The sequence below is a fragment of the Nocardia rhamnosiphila NBRC 108938 genome (assembly GCF_000720425.1).
GTDB lineage: Bacteria > Actinomycetota > Actinomycetes > Mycobacteriales > Mycobacteriaceae > Nocardia > Nocardia rhamnosiphila.
Genome location: NZ_JOAJ01000003.1, coordinates 558,523 through 577,708 on the forward strand (window position 1 = coordinate 558,523; position 19,186 = coordinate 577,708).

The 19,186-nt window shown below is 69.1% G+C and carries 15 protein-coding genes; 2 read left to right on the forward strand and 13 right to left on the reverse strand.

The features are described from left to right. Positions 1-34: 34 nt before the first annotated feature. The 3 genes from IG75_RS0114470 to IG75_RS0114480 form a co-directional block, all read right to left on the reverse strand. Entirely contained in the window at positions 35-967 is a 933-nt protein-coding gene (locus tag IG75_RS0114470; protein ID WP_245713165.1) for a hypothetical protein, read from the reverse strand. A gap of 24 nt (positions 968-991) precedes the next feature. After that, positions 992-3,430, reverse strand: a complete 2,439-nt coding sequence (locus IG75_RS0114475) for a Tex family protein (protein WP_030521785.1) — start codon at positions 3,428-3,430, stop codon at positions 992-994. A gap of 157 nt (positions 3,431-3,587) precedes the next feature. Continuing rightward, positions 3,588-5,213: an AMP-binding protein gene (locus IG75_RS0114480; protein WP_030521786.1), complete on the reverse strand. Its 1,626-nt coding sequence runs from the start codon at positions 5,211-5,213 to the stop codon at positions 3,588-3,590. Positions 5,214-5,305: 92 nt separating this feature from the next. Here IG75_RS0114480 and IG75_RS0114485 point away from each other — a divergent pair, with 92 nt between their 5' ends. Continuing rightward, on the forward strand, positions 5,306-6,160 hold the full coding sequence (locus IG75_RS0114485) for a helix-turn-helix transcriptional regulator (RefSeq protein WP_030521787.1): 855 nt from the start codon (positions 5,306-5,308) through the stop codon (positions 6,158-6,160). Between the two features lie 170 nt (positions 6,161-6,330). Here the strand turns inward: IG75_RS0114485 and trmD are convergent, their stop codons facing one another. The 4 genes from trmD to rpsP are packed head-to-tail and all read right to left on the reverse strand — an operon-like array spanning position 6,331 to position 8,238. After that, positions 6,331-7,017, reverse strand: a complete 687-nt coding sequence (gene trmD / locus IG75_RS0114490) for a tRNA (guanosine(37)-N1)-methyltransferase TrmD (RefSeq protein WP_030521788.1) — start codon at positions 7,015-7,017, stop codon at positions 6,331-6,333. A 13-nt stretch (positions 7,018-7,030) separates the two neighbouring features. Then, positions 7,031-7,555: a ribosome maturation factor RimM gene (gene rimM / locus IG75_RS0114495; RefSeq protein WP_030521789.1), complete on the reverse strand. Its 525-nt coding sequence runs from the start codon at positions 7,553-7,555 to the stop codon at positions 7,031-7,033. Next, on the reverse strand, positions 7,556-7,798 hold the full coding sequence (locus IG75_RS0114500) for an RNA-binding protein (protein WP_030521790.1): 243 nt from the start codon (positions 7,796-7,798) through the stop codon (positions 7,556-7,558). Then, positions 7,798-8,238 (reverse strand): 30S ribosomal protein S16, encoded by a 441-nt coding sequence (rpsP, locus tag IG75_RS0114505; RefSeq protein WP_030521791.1) that lies wholly within the window; start codon positions 8,236-8,238, stop codon positions 7,798-7,800. Before rpsP ends, IG75_RS0114500 begins: the two co-directional genes overlap by 1 nt. Before the next feature lie 329 nt (positions 8,239-8,567). Between rpsP and IG75_RS0114510 the strand changes: the two genes are divergently transcribed. Continuing rightward, positions 8,568-10,454, forward strand: coding sequence for a vWA domain-containing protein (locus IG75_RS0114510; protein ID WP_245713164.1), 1,887 nt, complete (start codon positions 8,568-8,570; stop codon positions 10,452-10,454). Between the two features lie 569 nt (positions 10,455-11,023). Here the strand turns inward: IG75_RS0114510 and ffh are convergent. The 6 genes from ffh to IG75_RS0114545 all read right to left on the reverse strand — a co-directional run bounded on the left by ffh (position 11,024) and on the right by IG75_RS0114545 (position 19,140). After that, positions 11,024-12,586, reverse strand: a complete 1,563-nt coding sequence (gene ffh, locus IG75_RS0114520) for a signal recognition particle protein (protein ID WP_030521793.1) — start codon at positions 12,584-12,586, stop codon at positions 11,024-11,026. 183 nt (positions 12,587-12,769) lie between these two features. Beyond that, positions 12,770-13,111, reverse strand: a complete 342-nt coding sequence (locus IG75_RS0114525) for a hypothetical protein (RefSeq protein WP_081876871.1) — start codon at positions 13,109-13,111, stop codon at positions 12,770-12,772. A gap of 126 nt (positions 13,112-13,237) precedes the next feature. After that, positions 13,238-15,700 (reverse strand): [protein-PII] uridylyltransferase, encoded by a 2,463-nt coding sequence (locus tag IG75_RS0114530; protein ID WP_051714632.1) that lies wholly within the window; start codon positions 15,698-15,700, stop codon positions 13,238-13,240. A gap of 109 nt (positions 15,701-15,809) precedes the next feature. After that, the gene (locus tag IG75_RS0114535) at positions 15,810-16,148 is read right to left on the reverse strand and encodes a P-II family nitrogen regulator (RefSeq protein WP_030521796.1); all 339 of its coding nucleotides are present in this window, start codon (positions 16,146-16,148) and stop codon (positions 15,810-15,812) included. Positions 16,149-16,153: 5 nt separating this feature from the next. After that, positions 16,154-17,410, reverse strand: a complete 1,257-nt coding sequence (locus tag IG75_RS0114540) for an ammonium transporter (RefSeq protein ID WP_051714633.1) — start codon at positions 17,408-17,410, stop codon at positions 16,154-16,156. A gap of 266 nt (positions 17,411-17,676) precedes the next feature. Beyond that, positions 17,677-19,140 (reverse strand): FAD/NAD(P)-binding protein, encoded by a 1,464-nt coding sequence (locus IG75_RS0114545; RefSeq protein WP_030521798.1) that lies wholly within the window; start codon positions 19,138-19,140, stop codon positions 17,677-17,679. Between the last annotated feature and the right edge of the window lie 46 nt (positions 19,141-19,186).

Genomic DNA, 19,186 nt, shown 5'->3' on the forward strand with positions numbered 1-19,186 from the left:
GTCATGCCCAGGGCAACCTGTGCATTGTGCCAGATCAGCGGTCGCTTTCGGAAACCGGCCCGGCCTGGGCCCCCGCTGCCCCGGCGTCGCCGCCCCGATCGGGCGGCCACAGGTGCAAATCCTGCAGCAGCGGATGCTCCCGCGGCGGTGCGGGTGGCGCCGGTACCACCCTACGCGTCAGTTCCACCTCGGCCGCCGACCGCGCGTGACCGACATCCGGACTGCCGGCGATCAGGTCCTGGACGAAGATCTTGGCCCGGATCACCGGACGTCGGTACCGGCGTTCCCGCACGATCGCGCGATACATGAGCCGCCGCCGGCTGCCGTAGCGCCACCGCGCCCACGGGGCTCCCGGCCGGCTGAGCCGCAGCGCGCCCACGACCAGCAGCGGCAGGAAGAACATGCCGAACAGCCCGGTCCAGATCTTGCCCTTGGCGATGACCACGGCGGCCAGCGCCAGATTCACCACCGCGAATCCGGCGACCAGCAGCCGCGTGCCGACGCCGGGCTGGTGCCGCACACCGTTGATCTCCAGCAGCCACAGCGGATGGAAACCCAGCAGCAGCAGGCCGGTGACCGCGAGGGCGACGAACACCGCGTCCACCGAGGTCCGTCCCTGCTCCTCCCAGTACACGTCGCGCAGGTAATACAGCAGCGCGAATTCGTCGAGCACGAGCGCGGCCCCGACCCCGAAGGTGGCGGCCAGGGCCGACGCCGTGCCGGTGCTGTTCCCCGCGGCTCCGGCGATCATCCCGATACCGGATATCAGCACCAGCACCACGCCGAACACCATGTGGTGGATGTGCACACCGCCGGACTTCAGGTTGCCGGGCCACCAGCGCACCCGGGCCCGGATGAGCCGGACGCTGACCCTGATCACCAGGAACCCGATGATGAAGCCGAACAGAAAGCAGAGCAGCGGGAGCCGGCCCGCGGCGATCACGTCCTCGGACAGCCACTGCCGCATACCGGCCCCCGATTCAGCTCGTGGTCACTTCCCGAAACCCGCCCGGCGCAGCGCGTCGGCCATGGCACCGTTCACGGGTGCATTATCGCGCCGGCCGTCCCGGCCCTGCCCGCGATTGCGTCCCTGACCGGCACCGTTACCGCCGCCCCGGCCGCCGGCGTTCTGACCGTTGCCCTGGGCGCCGCGGTTCTTCTCGTTACGGCCCTGGCCCCGGGCGCCACCATCGCGGCCACCGGTCCGGGCGCCACCGTCGCGGCCGCCCTGGCCGCGACCGCGATCGCCGGGGCCCTGGCCGCGTTCGGGCTTACCCGCCCCGGGCTCGTCGTCGAGCCGCAGCGACAACCCGATGCGCTGGCGGGCGACATCGACCTCGAGCACCTTCACCTTCACCACATCGCCGGATTTGACCACCTCACGGGGGTCGCGCACGAAATTACGCGACATCGCCGAAACGTGGACCAAACCGTCCTGGTGCACACCGATGTCGACGAAGGCACCGAACGCGGCGACATTGGTGACGACACCCTCCAGCACCATGCCCGGCTCCAGATCGGCGACCTTCTCGATTCCCGCCGCGAATTCCGCGGTCTTGAACTCCGGGCGCGGATCGCGGCCGGGTTTCTCGAGTTCGCTGATGATGTCGGTCACCGTGGGGACACCGAACTTCTCATCGGTGAAATCGGCCGGGCGTAGCGTGCGCAGGACCGCGCCGTTACCGATGACCTCGGCGATTCCGGTACCGGTGGAATCGAGGATCCGGCGCACCACCGGATAGGCCTCCGGGTGCACCGCCGAGGTGTCGAGCGGATCGTCCCCGCCGCGGATCCGCAGGAAGCCCGCGCACTGTTCGAACGCCTTGGGGCCCAGCCGCGGGACGTCGAGCAGGGCGGTGCGACTGCGGAAGGGACCGTTCTGATCGCGGTGCGCCACAATGCTCTCGGCCACCGAGCCGGTGACACCGGAGACCCGCGACAGCAGCGGCACCGACGCGGTGTTGACATCGACGCCGACCGCGTTCACCGCGTCCTCCACCACCGCGCCCAGCGACCGGGCCAGCAGAGTTTCCGAGACATCGTGCTGGTACTGGCCGACACCGATCGATTTCGGCTCGATCTTGACCAGTTCGGCCAGCGGGTCCTGCAACCGGCGCGCGATGGAGACCGCGCCCCGCAGTGAGACGTCCATATCGGGCAGTTCCTGGGTGGCGTAGGCCGAGGCGGAGTACACCGACGCACCGGCCTCGGAGACCACGATCTTGGTCGGTTTGTTCTCCGGGATCCGTTCGATGAGTTGCGCGGCCAGCGCGTCGGTCTCCCGGGAGGCCGTCCCGTTGCCGATGGCGATGAGTTCGACGCCGAACCGAGCCACCAGGGCGCCGAGGACCGCCAGCGATTTCTCGGTCTGGTTCTGCGGTTTGTGCGGGTACACGACCTCGGTCGCGACGACCTTGCCGGTGCCGTCGACCACGGCGACCTTGACCCCGGTGCGGTAGCCCGGATCCAGGCCCATGGTAGTGCGGGTGCCGGCCGGCGCGGCCAGCAGCAGATCGCGCAGGTTGGCGGCGAAGACATCCACCGCATCGCGTTCGGCGGCCTGCCGCAATCGCATCCGGGTATCGATCCCCAGGCTCACCTGGAGTTTGGTCCGCCAGGCCCAGCGCACGGTGTCGAGCAGCCAGCCGTCGGCGGCGCGACCGGCTTCGGCGATCGAGAACCGCTGGGCGATCCGCGCCTCGTAGGTGCTGCGTTCGCCGGGTGCGAGCTCGGAGTCGGCGGGTTCGGGGTCGAGGTGCAGGCTGAGCACCTCTTCCTTCTCCCCGCGCAGCAGTGCCAGGATGCGATGGGAGGGCAGGCCGGCGAATTCCTCGCCGAATTCGAAGTAGTCGGCGAATTTCGCGCCGGACTCTTCCTTACCGGGACGTACCGTGGCGGTGAGCCGGCCCCGGTTCCACATGAGTTCGCGGAGTTCGCCCACCAGATCGGCGTCTTCGGCGAACCGCTCGACGAGGATGGCGCGCGCGCCCTCGAGCTGTTCGGCGGAGTAACCGGCCGGATCGGTGTCCGGGTTCTCGAGCAGCGCGTCGGCAACGGGTTCGTGCCCGGCCTCGCGCGCGATCTGGGCCTTGGTGCGGCGCTTGGGCTTATAGGGCAGGTAGATGTCCTCGAGCCGGGCCTTGGTCTCGGCGAGCAGCAGCTGCCGGTGCAGCGCCTCGTCGAGTTTGCCCTGGCCCCGGATGGATTCGATGATCGTGGCCCGGCGCTCGTCGAGTTCGCGCAGGTAGTGCAGGCGTTCTTCGAGCGTACGCAGCTGGGCGTCGTCCAGACCGCCGGTGATCTCCTTGCGGTACCGGGCGATGAACGGCACCGTCGACCCGGCGTCCAGTAGCTCGACGGCCGCTCGGACCTGGTTCTCCCGCACCGAGAGCTCGTCGGCGATGCGCCGGCTGACGGAGCCGGACACCACCGGGCCGGTACCGGGGTCTGCAGGCGAGTCGGTGGGGATGGTCTCGGGGTCCGAGGTCTGCGGCACTGTCGTCACCACCCGCACACTACATTCGCCCGGCGACAGGCGGACCGCGCCCGGCCCCGGCTCACCCCGGGGCCGGACACAGCGGGCACGGTCATCCGGCGGCGCGCCCCTGCTGCCGCAACAGGAACCGCTGCACCTTGCCGCTGGGGGTCTTGGGCAGTGTGTCGACGAAATGCACCCGGCGCGGGTAGGCGTGCGCGGCGAACTTCTGCTTCACCAATGTCTGTAGCTGCGATTCCAGTTCCGGGGAACCGGCGGTGTCACCGCGCAACACCACGAACGCCTCGAGCACTTCGCCGCGCAACTCGTCGGGGAGACCGACGACGGCGGCCTCGGCGACCTCGTCGTGCAGCACCAGCACGCTCTCGACATCAAACGGACCGATCCGGTACCCGGACATGATGATCACATCGTCGTCGCGGGCGGAGAAGTGGAAGTATCCGTCGGCATCGCGCGAACCGGCGTCGCCGGTGAGATACCAGCGGCCGTCGGCGGTGAAGCGCTGCGCGGTCTGTTCGGGCGCGTCCAGGTAGCCGAGAAACCACAGCAGCGCACTGCGTTCGGCGTCGATGGCGATCCGGCCCAGCTCCCCCTCCGGCGCTTCCGTATCCGCGTCGTCGGCCAGGACGGCGCAGGCCCAGCCCGGTAGCGGACGGCCCATCGAACCCGCGGGCGCGGCCGTATCCAGATCGTCGTGCCAGGCGTTGCAGATGACCATGCCGTGCTCGGTCTGGCCGTAGTGATCGCGGACCGCCACCCCGAGGTGTTCCGCCGACCAGGCCACCACCTCCGGTGTCAACGGTTCACCCGCGGAGGAGGCCCGGCGCAGCCGGACCGGGTTGCCCGGCTCGCCGGCGCGCAGGGCGCGATAGACGGTGGGCGCGGCCGCGAAATTGGTGACCCCGAAACGTTCCAGTACCTGCCAGGTCAGCGCCGGGGAGAATCCGGCGTGCAGTAGCAGGCTGCGGGTTCCGGACGCCAGCGGACCGAGGATCGCGTAATAGAGACCGTAGGCCCAGCCCGGGTCGGCGGCGTTCCAGAAGACATCGTCGGGGCGGACGTCCAGCGCGAACTCCTGATAGGCGTGGAACGACGCCAGGGCGCGCACCGGAATCGGCACCCCCTTGGGGGTACCGGTGGTGCCGCTGGTGAACAGCTGGACGAGCAGTCCGTCCCCACCCACCACGGCCGGTGGTTCCGTTCCGGTCCCGGCGCTCGGCAATTCGGCCATCAGCAGGGCACCCGGGACGTCGGTATCGCCGGTGACGATGGTGCGCCACGGCGGATCCGCCGGCATATCGCCGCCCGGCGCCAGCTTGCCGACCTGATCCGGGTCGGCGATCACCACCGAAGCCCCGGAAGCCTGGAGCCGGAATGCGATGGCGGGCGGGGCGAACGCGGTGAACAGCGGGACATGTACCGCTCCGCGACGCCAGATGCCGAGCAGCACCACCACCAGATCGACCGATTTCGCCATCAGCGTCGCGACCTGGTCGCCGGGGCCCACACCGAGCCCGGCCAGGGCCGCGGCGAAACGTTCGGACCGCGCGCGCAGTTCACCGTAGGTGAGATCGATCGCCGACAGATCGCTGTCGATCACGGTGAACGCGACGGCGTCGGCCGGATGCCGGTCGCACAGCAATTCCGCCGCACAGGCGTCGGGCCCATCATAGGCGTCCAGCAGTTCGCGTACCCGCGCGTTCGGGTCGGCACCCATCTCACATCTCCTCGGTCGTCCGGCCGGTGTGTTGCCATAGGATGTAGGTCACACCAGGTCCGGCACTACCCCCGAAAAGGGGTGACAACCCGATGTCCACTCTCCCGCCGCTGCTGCGCCCGCGCGACGGCGACGCGCTGCGCGCCGAGATCCGCCGGCTCGCGGCTGTCGCCGGGGTGCCGGTGATCTTCGGGGGCGAGGTCAGCGCCGGTACCCTGCGGCTGACCGAGTTCGCCGGGGTCCGGACCAACGGTCTGCGCGGTCTGTCGGTGACCCGCGCGTCCGGGCTGGGTGGCCGGGTCGTGGATTCGCGCCGGCCCGCCGCGGTCTCCGACTACGGCAACGCGCTCTCGATCACGCACCACTACGACGGGCCGGTACTCGGCGAGGGCCTCCGGTCGGTGGTCGCGGTACCGGTGGTGGTGTCGGGTCGTTCCCGGGCGGTGCTGTACGCGGCGACCAGGGGCCCCGGTCCCCTCGGCGACCGGACCGCCGACGCGCTGGTGCAGGCCGGACGCCGGCTCGCCACCGAGATCGGTGTACGCGACGAGGTGGACCGGCGGTTACGCCTGCTGGATATGACCACTCCCACTCCCGCCAGCGACGGTGTGGTGGCCGAGGAGTTGCGTGCGGTCCAGGCCGAGTTGCGCGCCATCGCGAACGCGGCCGGCGACGAGCATATGCGGGACAAGTTGCGGAATGTCGGTGAGCGGCTCACCCGCGCACTCGCCGGCGGGCCCGTCCCCGATGCGCCGCGGCTCGCGCGCCGCGAAATCGATGTACTGTCGCAGGTCGCGCTGGGTTGCTCCAACCAGACTGTCGCTCAACGACTTTCGCTGGGCCCGGAAACGGTCAAGAGTTATCTGCGCAGCGCGATGCGCAAACTCGACGCCCACTCCCGGCACGAGGCCGTAGCCACCGCCCGCCGCCTCGGCATCATTCCCTGACCGCGCCGAGGCGGCACGTGGACTCGGCGCCTGCCGCGGAAGGCCGGGCTGCCCCGGTACTCAGCCGGTCCCGAACGGCCGCCCAGTTCTCGTGCGACCTGCTCGGCGGTGAAGCGCCGCGACACACCTGTTCTGTATCGCCACCGTGACCCCCACCCGGGTAGCGCGGCTCAGTCCGTATCGGGCAGCAGATCCGGGCGCCGTTCCCGCGTGCGGACCAATGACTGCTCCCGCCGCCAAGCCGCGATCCGGGCATGGTCTCCGGACAGCAGGATCGGCGGTACCTCGAGTCCCCGCCAGCTCACCGGGCGGGTGTAACTGGGGCCCTCCAGCAATCCGTCGGAGAACGAATCCTGTTCGTGCGACTGCTGGTTGCCGAGTACACCGGGGATCAACCGGACCACCGCCTCGGTCATCACGAGGACCGCGGCCTCGCCACCGATCAGGACGTAGTCCCCGATACTGACCTCTTCGACACGGACCCGGCGGGCCGCGTCGTCGAACACCCGCTGATCGATACCCTCGTAGCGGCCGCAGGCGAACACCAGGTGTTCTTCGCCGGCCCACCGCTGCGCGGTCTCCTGAGTGAAGGGGACGCCGGCGGGTGTGGGAACCACGAGCAGGGCGTCGTCCGGGCACACCGCGTCGAGCGCGTCCCCCCAGACGGCGGGTTTCATCACCATGCCCGGTCCGCCGCCGTAGGGCGAATCGTCGACGGATTTGTGCACATCGTGGGTCCAGCGCCGCAGATCGTGGACATCCACCGACACGACGCCCTTCTCGATGGCCTTGCCCAGCAGCGCGGTGCGCAACGGGTCCAGGTATTCCGGGAAGATGGTGACCACGTCGATCCTCATGACGCCGGCCACCTCATTCCGGATCCAGTAGGCCTTCGGGCGGGTCGATCACGATCAGCGCGTCGGCGATCGACACCGTCGGCACGATGGCGGTGACGAAGGGGACCAGGATCTCCCGCCCGTCCGCGGCGGCGCGGATCGAGAGCAGTTCACCGGCCGCCGAATGCAGCACCTCGGTGACGGTGCCGACTTCGGTCCCGTCGGTGAGCTGTACGCGCAGGCCCTCGAGTTCGTGATCGTAGAACTCGTCCGGGTCCTCCGACGGCCCGAGTTCCTCGCTGTCCACCAGGAACAGCGTGCCGCGCAGGGCGTCGGCGGCGGACCGGTCGGTGACGCCTACCAGATTCACCAGAAGCCGGCCCGAATGTTCCCGGGCCGACTCCACGGTGAAGTCACGGACCTGAGCCGAGCGCGCCGCGCGCCCGTGCAGCACCGCGCCGGGCGCGAATCGCGCCTCCGGTTCATCGGTACGCACCTCGACCACCAGTTCGCCCCGCACACCGTGCGAGCGGGCGACCCGGCCCACGACGAGTTCCATCTACTGGTCGGTGTCGACCACGTCGACCCGGATACCCCGGCCGCCGATACCGGCGACGAGGGTACGCAGGGCAGTCGCGGTGCGGCCACCCCGGCCGATGACCTTGCCCAGGTCGTCGGGGTGGACGTGCACCTCGACGGTGCGCCCGCGGCGGCCGGTGATCAGCTCGACGCGGACGTCATCGGGATTGGCGACGATACCGCGAACCAGATGTTCCACGGCATCGGCGACGACGACGCTCATTACTCGGCGGCCTCGGCGGACTCGGTCGCCTCGGCGCCCTCTTCCTTGTCCTTCTTGGCCTTCTTCTTCGGGGTGACGGCTTCGGCGGCCGGCTCGTTGTCGGCGGCGGCCAGCGCGGCATTGAAGAGATCCAGCTTGGACGGCTTGGGCTCGGCGACCTTCAGGGTGCCCTCGGCACCCGGCAGGCCCTTGAACTTCTGCCAGTCGCCGGTGATCTCCAGGAGCCGCTGCACCGGTTCGGTCGGCTGCGCGCCGACACCCAGCCAGTACTGCGCCCGCTCCGAGTCGATCTCGATCAGCGAGGGCTCTTCCTTGGGGTGGTACTTGCCGATGGACTCGATGGCCCGGCCGTCACGACGGGTGCGGGCGTCCGCGACGACGACGCGGTACTGCGGGTTGCGGATCTTGCCCATACGAGTGAGCTTGATGCGAACAGCCATCTGCTGATCTGCCTTTCATAGTGGTCACGGCGCAATTCAGCGACTCACGCGGTCTCGCGAGCCCGGTTTTGCGAATGAAGTGTGTGACCGCCGCGCGGTACGTGACCGGAGACGGGCTGACACTGTCCAGAAGGACGGTCGACCATTCTGCCAGACGCCGGCACCGGCCCGGAAACCGCCCGGGTACCCGGGCTCGCGGGCGGCGCCGCCGGGGCGTGTCGTCCCGTCGGCGGGGATCCGCCGGTTGGCAACTGGTCAGTCGTCTGAGTAGCGTCCGACCGGTCGTATCCGGGCAGGATCCGGCCGAGTCGAATGGGAGTACCGACCACGTGTCATTCTCGAACAGATTTCTGGCCGCGGCCGCGGCGGGGGTGATCGGCCTGGTGCCGGTCTCGGTTCCGGCCCTGGCCCAGCAGTCACCGCAGCAGCCGGAGTACGCGCCGACCATGCTGGTCCTGGACGCCTCGGGCTCCATGGCGGCGCCCGACCCCGGCGGCGGCACCAAGATGGACGCGGCGAAGAACGCAGTGCGGTCGTTCGTGACCGCGGCACCGGCCTCGGCGAAGGTCGGTTTGACCGCGTACGGCACGTCCACGGGTTCCACGGACGCGGAGAAGGACGCCGGCTGCCGCGACGTCCAGGTGCTGCATCCGGCCGAGACCCTCGACAGGCCCGCGCTGACCGGTGCCGCGGACCGGATCGTGCCCAGCGGCTACACCCCGATCGGGACCTCCTTGCGGACCGCCGCCGCGGCCCTGCCCCAGGAGGGTCCGCGTTCGATCGTCCTGGTCTCCGACGGACTGGACACCTGCGCCCCGCCGGACCCGTGTGAGGTCGCGCGCGAATTGTCCGCCCAGGGCGCCGAGATCGTGGTGCACGCCATCGGCTTCGGTGTCGACGATCCGTCCCGCGCCCAGCTGACCTGTATCGCCCAGGCCACCGGCGGCACCTATACCGATGCCGTGGACGGGAAAACCCTGGAACAGGTGCTCCCGCGCGTGAGCGCCACCGCCCTGCGCACCTACGCACCCACCGGCAGCCCGCTCGCGGGCACCGCGGGCTATCGGGACGCACCGGTGGCCGCCGCGGGCCAGTACCTGGATGTGCTCGGGCAGCGCGCGCCGCGCTACTACGCGGTGGACGTACCCGACGACGCGACGGCCTATTTCAGCGCCACCGTGTCCTTCCCGCGCGGCGGGGAGGCCGTGTTCGCGAACAACCGCCTCGACCTACGGGTCTACGGCACCGACGGCGAAGACTGCCATGTCTACGAGAACGAGCTGGCCACCCGCTCCACCGATGGTGTGGCGCTGACCGTCGGCAGCGCGTGGACAGGCGCGGCCGAACCCGACACCGGGAGTCCGAGCACCGACCGGTGCCGGGGCGGCGGACGCTACTACTTCGCCCTGGAATGGGCTCATGTCGCCGACAACGCTCCAGCGCAGCTGCCGGTGGAATTACTGGTCGGCGTGGAGCCCGCGGTCGCCGATCCGGGCCCGACACCGGATCCGGAAGCGGTGGAGTTCGCCGCGCCGGACGGAGTGGCCGTCCCGGCGATCGGCGGGGGCTCGTTCAATGTCGCGGCCGCCCTGCCCGGTTCCGGCCGGTACACCGATACCCTGCAGCGCGGCGAATTCGTCTTCTACCGGGTGAAACTGGAGTGGGGCCAAGGGCTGGCATACCGGGTGCGGTTCGCCGCGACCCCCGAGCGCGGCGTCGACTATGTCTCGAATATCGCCACCACGCTCTACAACCCGTACCGGGCGGAACTCGATTCCGATTTCGCCGCCTACACCGGGACCGAGAACATCCTGCCGAGCAACGACCCGGCGCTGGCCACCACACCGATCAGGTTCCTGAACCGAGAGGCTGCCGATCACCTGGTGCACGACCAGGCGGTGGCGGGCTGGTACTACATCGCGGTGAAGCTGAGCCCCGCGCACGGCGAGCGGGCCCAGGTCGCGCCGGTACCGGTCGAGCTGGAGGTGGATGTCACCGGCGAGCCCGAGCCGGGGCCGCGCTACGCCGGCGATTCCGCGAGTACGGGCACCTTCGGCACAGACCCGCAGCAAGCCGGTGCGCCGGATCCCGCCGCTGCGGCCGACCCAGCACCCGACGGCATATCGCCGCTGGTGTGGGTGGCCGTCGGTGGCGCGGTGCTGGTGATCTCGGCGGCGACGATCGCCTTCCTGCTCAGCCGCCGCAGGAGGCGCTGACCGAACTCGTCGGGGCACAGCCGGTGCGCACCCGCCCGCTGTGCCCCGCTCCCCGGTCCCGCCGCAACCCCGGTCCCGGGCGGTCTCGGGCTGGGCCTCGGGCTCGGTCTGGGCCTCTGGCCCGGGCTCGGACTCGGACTCGGTCTGGGTCTCGGTCTAAGCCTCGGTCTGGGTCTCGGTCTAAGCCTCGGTCTGGGCCTCTGACTCGGACTCGGACTCGGACTCGGACTCGGACTCGGACTCGGACTCGGACTCGGACTCGGACTCGGACTCGGACTCGGACTCGGACTCGGACTCGGACTCGGACTCGGACTCGGAGCATCGCATCCCGACGCAACCCAGAACCTCGCACATCAGATCCCGACGCAACCCCATGCGTCGAGTCTTACGAGACACCTCAAAGGGTTGAGGCCCGTCTCGCCCCTTGGCCGAAGGTGCTCAATGGTCGCCCTCTATGGACGGCCCACCGCACATCGCATGCGGCGAAGCCGCGAGTCTCGAGGCCGAAACGGCGAGACCAAGGGGGCCTCAACCCCGCGGCGCCGAAGGCGCCGCAAAATAAACCCAGCTCACTTGTCCGGGAACTTGAACTTGGAGATATCGAAGTTCTCCAGCCCGGGGGGCAGCTGGTCGAGGCCGGGCGGCATATTGGACAGATCCGGCATACCGCCGCCGCCGGGCAGGCCCGGCATACCGGGGAAACCGCCACGCATCTTCGGCTGGGTGGGTCCACGCCCGCCCTTCTTCCCCTTCTTGCCCTTCTGCTTCTTGTTACGACGGTTGGCGCCGGGCATCCCCATCTGCCGGCCCATCATCGTCATCATTTTGCGGGCTTCGAAGAACCGGTCGACCAGCTGGTTGACATCGGAGACCTGGACTCCCGACCCGTTGGCGATGCGCAGCCGGCGGGAGGCGTTGATGATCTTCGGGTTCTCCCGCTCGGCGGGGGTCATTCCGCGGATGATCGCCTGGACCCGGTCGAGCTGTTTATCGTCGACCTGGGCCAGTACATCCTTCATCTGACCGGCGCCCGGCAGCATCCCGAGCAGATTGCCGATGGGCCCCATCTTGCGGATGGCGAGCATCTGGTCGAGGAAGTCCTCGAGGGTGAGCTCGCCGCTGCCGATCTTGCGTGCCGCCTCTTCGGCCTGCTGCGCGTCGTAGACCTGTTCGGCCTGTTCGATGAGGGTGAGCACATCGCCCATACCGAGGATGCGGCTGGCCATCCGGTCGGGATGGAAGACGTCGAAATCCTCGAGTTTCTCGCCGGTGGAGGCGAACATGATCGGCGCGCCGGTGACATTGCGCACGCTCAGCGCCGCGCCACCGCGGGCGTCGCCGTCGAGTTTGGTGAGGACCACACCGGTGAAGCCGACACCGTCACGGAATGCCTCGGCGGTGGAGACCGCGTCCTGGCCGATCATGGCGTCGAGGACGAACAGGGTCTCGTCGGGTTTCACCGCGTCGCGGATACCGGCGGCCTGCGCCATGAGTTCGGCATCGATACCGAGCCGGCCGGCGGTGTCGACGATCACGACGTCGTATTGTTTGGCGCGCGCCTCGGCGATACCGGATTCGGCCACCGCGACCGGATCGGCCGCGGTGATCCCGAGGGCGTTCTCGCCACCACCGATCGAGGTGCCGGGATGCGGCGCGAACACCGGCACACCGGCGCGTTCGCCGACCACCTGCAACTGGGTCACCGCGCCCGGGCGCTGCAGATCGCAGGCCACCAGCAGGGGCTGATGTCCCTGGTCGCGCAGCCATTTGGCGAGCTTGCCGGCGAGCGTGGTCTTACCGGCACCTTGCAGGCCGGCCAGCATGATCACCGTCGGCGGGGTCTTGGCCAGCGTCAGGCGCCGGGTCTCACCACCGAGGATGCCGACGAGTTCCTCGTTGACGATCTTGACGACCTGCTGGGCCGGGTTCAGCGCGGCCGAGACCTCCGCGCCCTTGGCCCGCTCCTTGATCCGGGTGACGAAACCGCGGACCACGGGCAGCGCGACGTCGGCCTCCAGCAGCGCCAGGCGGATCTCCCGGCAGGTGGCGTCGATATCGGCCGGCGACAGACGTCCCTTACCGCGAAGATCCTTCAGGGCACCGGTCAACCGGTCGGATAGGGATTCGAACACCTGGCGCGCTCCTGATCTCGAGTGACGTCACTGAGTCCCAGGGTAATGGGCGTCCCAGAGTAGCGGGCGGCCCGGCGGGGCCGGGGCCCGCACCGGTCTGCTCGCGCACATCACCGGAGATCGTCACCGGGCGGAGCGCAGAACCGGGGTCGCGAGGCCCCCGGCCCGGTGGATGAACACCGCTCAGGAGGGCCCCGACCCGGCGGCGCCGGAGGCATCGCCGATGTACTCGGTGGAGAACCCGCGGCGGTAGTCGTGCTGTTCGACAGCGACCAGGTAGGCCGCCTCCCGCCCGGTGAGGCCGAGTTCGCGGGACAGGCTGTCCAGCCGCGACCAGTCGTCGTCGGGCGGTAGCCCGTTGGTCGCTACAGCGGCGGCCACATTCATCGCGGCCATCGCCTGGGGTTCGGTGAGTGTGCGCCCCGGCAACCAGGACACCACCCAGTAGGCGTCACCTACACATCGGGCGATGTGCGGTGTCATATCGCTGGTCATGATCGACGAGGTCACCACTTGGATTGCCACCGACCTGCTCCCCTCATGAGCGCGACAGCTGACCACCCGAATGTTAGGGGCCCGATCACCCACCATCGCCGACTCGCTGGCAAACGGTGAGCAATCGACGCGCAACGGTGACCTTCGGCTCGAACGCTAGTTCTGCTCGGGCTCCGGGGGTTTGCGCGGAGCCGGTCGCGGAACCACCGCCAAGATCGCCGATTCGAGCTCCGCGCGCCGGTCGGGGCCGGATCGTTGCCCCAGGTCCACGCAGAACACGTCCACCACGAACGAACCCATCGTCACGACCTTCGCCCAGCGCACATCGGCGCCCGCGCCCGCCAGTACCGCGGCCAACCGGCAGAGCAACCCGATTCGGTCCTCGGCCCGCAACTGCAGGATCAACTGCCCGGGTATCGCGGTCTCCGCCCACAGCAACAGGGGCTCGGCCTGGGCCCGGCGCACGGCGCCGAGGTTCTCTCGTTCCCGCGCGTCCAGCGCCGCCCGTACATCCAACTCCCCGGCCGCGGCCCGTTTGATCTCCTGCCGCAGCAGGCCCGCGTCCGGCGGACCGCCGAAAGTCGGTGTCACCACGAAGGTGTTGATCGCCGAATCCCCTGCTCCGCCGACCGACGCCGAGAGCACCCGCAGCGAATGCAGGGCCAGTACGCCCGCGGTATTCGAGAGCAGTCCGGGGGTGTCCGGGGCGATCACGGTGGCGATATGAGTGTATTTCCCCTCGCCCGGCGTCAATTCGACGTGCACACCGCCGGCGGCGGCGCGGACCAGCAATTCCTCGGGGATGGGTTCGGGTTCGGGCAGCGTCTCCCCCGCCATCACGGTGCGGCAGCGCCGGACCAGTTCGCCGATCAGGGTGGCCTTCCACTCGCCCCATACGCCCGGGCCGGTGGCCAGCGAATCGGCCTCGGCCAGCGCGTGCAGGAGTTCGAGCCGCCGCGGATCGTTGTCCAGCGCGTCGACCACGTACCGCACGGTGTCCGGGTCATCGATATCCCGATGCGTGGCGACATCGGGCAGCAGCAGATGGTGGCGGACCATGGCGCTGAGGATCTCCACATCCGAGGGCCATAGACCCAGCCGGCGACCGATATGGGTCGCCAGGTCGGCACCCACCGCACAGTGGTCCTCGACGCGGCCCTTGCCGATATCGTGCAGCAGCGCACCGAGTGCCAGCAGATCGGGCCGGGCCACCCGGGTACTCAGCGCGCTCGCGTAGGCCACCGTCTCCACCGAGTGCCGGTCCACCGTCCACACGTGCAGCGCGTCACGCGGCGGCAGATCCCGGACCGCACCCCATTCCGGCAGCAGTCTCCCCCACAGACCGGTCCGGTCCAATGCCTCCACCGCGTCGATCACGCCCCGGCCCGCGCCCAGCAGCACCAGCAGATCGTTCAACGCGTCCTTGGGCCACGGCTCGCGCAGTTCGGGAGCGTCCTCGGAGAGGCGGTTCAGGGTGGTCGCCGACATGGGCAGACCGGTCTGCGCGGACGCGGCGGCCACTCGTAGTACCAGCCCCGGGTCCCGCTGGGGCCGGGCGTCCCTGGCCAGCACCACTTCTCCGGCGTGTTCGACCACGCCCTCGTCCAGTGGCCGCCGCACCGGCATCCGGCGCAACCGGGCCAGGCCGCGGCGCGGCAGCGCGTTACCCGCGGTGCGCAGGCCCACATCGACCGAATATCCGACGGTGCGGGCCGCATCGCTGAGTGTGCGGGCCAGATCGAATCGGTCTCCGATACGCAGCGCGGCCCCGATCTCGTCGGCGTCCTGGGCGCGCAACTGGTCGCGGGCCCGGCCCGCGACCCGGTGCAGTTCGGTGCGCACATCCAGGAGCCGCCGATGGGCCTGGGCCAGACCACCACCGGGCGCGTCCGGCCCCAACCCGGGCATGGCGTCGGTGAGCTGGGCGATCGCGAGCGCGTCCAGCAGCTGGATATCACGCAATCCGCCGCGCCCGTTCTTCAGATCCGGCTCGCTGCGGTGGGCGACCTGACCACTGCGTTCCCAGCGCGTACGGACCCCGGCGACCAGTTCGTCGAAACGACCCCGTATTCCGCTGCGCCAGTCCTTGCGGATCCCCGCGACGACCCGGTCGCTGAGATCGGAGTTGCCCACGATGTGGCGGGCGTCGAGCATGCCGAGCGCGGCCACCAGATCGTCGGAGGCCACCTTCAGGGCATGCGGGACCGTGCGCACACTGTGGTCGAGTTTGATATGCGCGTCCCACAGCGGATACCAGAGCCGGTCGGCGATCTCGGCGACCCGTTTCGGGTCCATATCCTCGTGTAACAGCACCAGATCCAGATCGGAGTACGGCAGCATCTCCCGGCGGCCGAGTCCGCCCACGGCCATGATCGCCAGTCCGCTGTCCGGCGCTATCCCCACTTCGGCACCCTTGCTGGTGAGCCACAGCTCGTACAGATCGACCAGGGCCGCGCGCAGCGATTCGGCGTCCAGCCGCGGATGTCGCGGCGCGCCGCCGCCCAGCAGCTGATCCCGGGCCCGTACCAGGTCCGCGGCACCGTGCGACAGTGCGGCCGCTTTTCCGGGCCACCCACCGCCGGTTCGCCCGGGCTCCCGACCCTGCCGGTTGTCTCCCAACGAAACCACCACCCGTTCACGCAGGCGACCCCGCCCCGACCGGTAATCGGTAGGAGCGGGGCCGCGTTGTCGTCGTGCACCCGCCGGCGCGCTCGATGCGCGCAGCGGTCTATAGCGCGTCGGTGCCGCGTTCCCCGGTCCGGACCCGGACGATCGTTTCGACCGGGGTGACCCAGACCTTGCCGTCGCCGATCTTGCCGGTGCGCGACGCCTCGACGATCAGATCCACGACCCGGTCCACCGTCGCGTCGTCGACCACGACCTCGACCCGCACCTTCGGCACGAAATCCACCGAGTACTCGGCACCGCGATAGACCTCGGTGTGACCCTTCTGCCGTCCGTATCCCTGGACCTCGCTCACGGTCATACCGAATACGCCCGCCTGCTCCAGGCCGGTTTTGACGTCTTCGAGCGTGAACGGTTTGACGATTGCGGTGATCAGTTTCATGGGGTTCATGCCTCCTTGACGGCCGAACGTGCGGTTCCACCCAGTGCAGCGAAATCGTATGCCGTCTCCGCGTGTTCGGAATCGTCCATACCGTTGGACTCCGCTTCGGCGTCGGCGCGCAGGCCGATGGTGAACTTGATCGCGTACGCGATCACCAGAGCGATCACGAAGGAGTACACCAGAACCGCGACCGCGCCGAGGGCCTGCCGGCCCAGCAGCTCGAGATCACCACCGTAGAACAGGCCTTCCGCACCGGCGGGCGCCTCGGGCGCGGCGAACAAGCCGATCAGCACCGTGCCGAGGATACCGCCGACCATGTGGATACCCACGACGTCGAGCGAATCGTCGTAACCGAACTTGAACTTCAGGCTCACCGCCAGGGCGCAGACCACACCCGCGATGACGCCGATGGCCAGCGCGCCGAGGACGTTCACCGAGGAGCAGGAGGGCGTGATGGCCACCAGGCCGGCGACGATTCCGGAGGCGGCGCCCAGCGAGGTCGGCTTGCCGTCGCGGATCTTCTCCACCACCAGCCAGCCGATCATCGCGGCGGCGGTGGCGACCAGTGTGGTGACGAAGGTGGCCCCGGCGACACCGTCGGCGGCCGCCGCGGAACCGGCGTTGAAGCCGAACCAGCCGAACCACAACAGCGCGGCACCGAGCATGACGAAGGGAAGGTTGTGCGGGCGGAAGGGAGTTTTCGGCCAGCCCGCGCGCTTACCGACGACGATGGCCAGCGCGAGCGCCGCGGCACCCGAGTTGATGTGTACGGCGGTACCACCGGCGAAGTCGATGGCCTCGACCTTCTCCATGATCCAGCCGCCACCCCAGACCCAGTGCGCGACCGGGAAGTACACCACGGTGGCCCAGATGGCGGCGAAGACCAGCCAGGCGCTGAACTTCAGGCGGTCGGCCACCGCACCGGAGATGAGCGCCACGGTGATGATCGCGAACATCGCCTGGAACGCGACGAATACCGTCGCGGGAATGGTCCCGATCAGCGGGACACCCGCCGATTCGTCGCCGAACCCGGCGATCAGGGTCTTCAGGCCGAAGAACTGCCCGGGGTCCCCGAGTAGTCCGCCTTTGTCGGTGCCGAAAGCGACCGAGAAGCCGTACAGCACCCAGAGCACGGTGACCACGCCCATCGCGCTGATGCTCATCATGATCATGTTGAGCACGTTCTTACCGCGGACCATACCGCCGTAGAAGAAAGCCAGCCCGGGTGTCATCAACAGGACGAGCGCAGCGCTCGTCAGCATCCATGCGGTGTCGCCGGCGTTGGGCGCGCCGATCACGGTTTCCACCAGTTTCCTCCCTCATCCTCTGGCCCCGCCGCTCACGCGACATCGGGCCCGCTTATGAAGGGTCCTCATTCGGTGTTTCATCCGTGACGCCCAGGTGTTTCACCTAGGTGAATGGATCACGCCCCAATGTTTCGGGTGTGTTGCGCACACTGTGCGGAGGTTTCCGGACCGCTGTGCGACCCGCCGGAAGCACCCATATCGACACGGAATCCCGGTGGTTATCACGGTGCGGTGAGGGCGCGGGCGAGGCGCGCCGCCTCATGCGCGAGACCTGTGGGGTCTGTCGCGATGAATGTCGTGGTGCTCGCGATATTGCCCTGCGCGAACCAGGTGCGGTCGGGACGGCCCGCGACGAGAAGCCTCCCGCTGCCGGGCTGGGTGGTCAGACCGCCGAACGGATGCCGTTCGGCGGAGGCGGAGGTCAACAGCGAATGCACCAACCCCTCGGCGGCCTGCGGCACGGTATAGGCCGGTGGGTTGACCGCGTTGATCACCACGTCGGCGGTCCATTCGGTGTCGTCGGTCACCATGAACCCGCTGCGAGACCGGGGGTGGATCTTCTGCAACCCTGGTCGCAGCCGTACCTGACCGGAATCGAGCAGGTTCAGCAGGATATTCGCATTGCGCGGCACCATGGGCGAACTCAGGCAGTTGATGGTGCGGAAGTACGCGCCGCGCAGCATTGTCTTGTCCTGCTCGCCGAACAGCGGCCACACCGCCGGCACAACGGTCCGGACGGCCCGGCCGAGCAGTCGCCGGCCTTGATGCGGGTCCGCCACCGAGGACAGCTGGCGCCGCAACCGCTGCACCGGAGGCTCGGTGTCATTGCCGACGACCTCATCGGTCAGCGTCCCGAAATCCTGCCCGAGCTCGGCGAGCTCCTTCTTCATCAGTTCGATCAGCATGGTGAGTGTCACCTGATCTCGGCCCTCGCGCACTTCTCGCAATACGTATTCGGGGGTCAGAAACCGCGGCTCGTACCGGATGGGACGTTGCTGGACGGCGGGCAGTACGCCGCTGCGGGACATGAGGGTGATCGGACCGGCGTGTCCGGTGGAGGCCAGGCCGACGACGATATCGACAGCGGTCAGTCCACTGCCGATGACGGCGACGTGCCGGTCCGCGGGAACCTCGGCCAACCTGCGGGACAACGGGTAAGGCTCATGGATGTACCCCGGCACTGCGGCCAGCCCATAACTGTCGTGTGGCTGTCCGCCGCCGACGGACAGCACCGCGCGGTCCACTCGGAATGCGCTGCCGGCGGCGGTGTGCAGAATGGCATCGCTATCTCGCGAGAACCCGGTGACGCCGGAATTCACGACACTCACCCGCCATCCGTTCCGGCGCAGGCCGGCGATGGCGATATGCGCGGTCTGTTCCAGGTATTGCCCGTACACCGCGCGCGGCACCACCGGCAGGCCGAGTCCATCGTCGAGGTAGCGGACGAGTTCGGGGCGTTCCTGCAACCAACGCCGGTAATGATCCAGATCTCCGCCGCGCGCGGTCATGGCCATCGGTGGTGCGTTTACTCGTACGGAGTCCTGGTCGCATTGGTATGCCCGGCCGCGCCAGACCGCGGAGGAGCTCTCGAACACCGTGATCTCACCCGGCTTCGCGTCCGAGGCGGCGAGCGCGTCGAGTAGGGCCACCGTGGCCATTCCCGCGCCGACGATTCCGATATGCATGGCTGATCCCTTTTCCTGGTTCTCGACGGACGTGCGTCGACCAGCC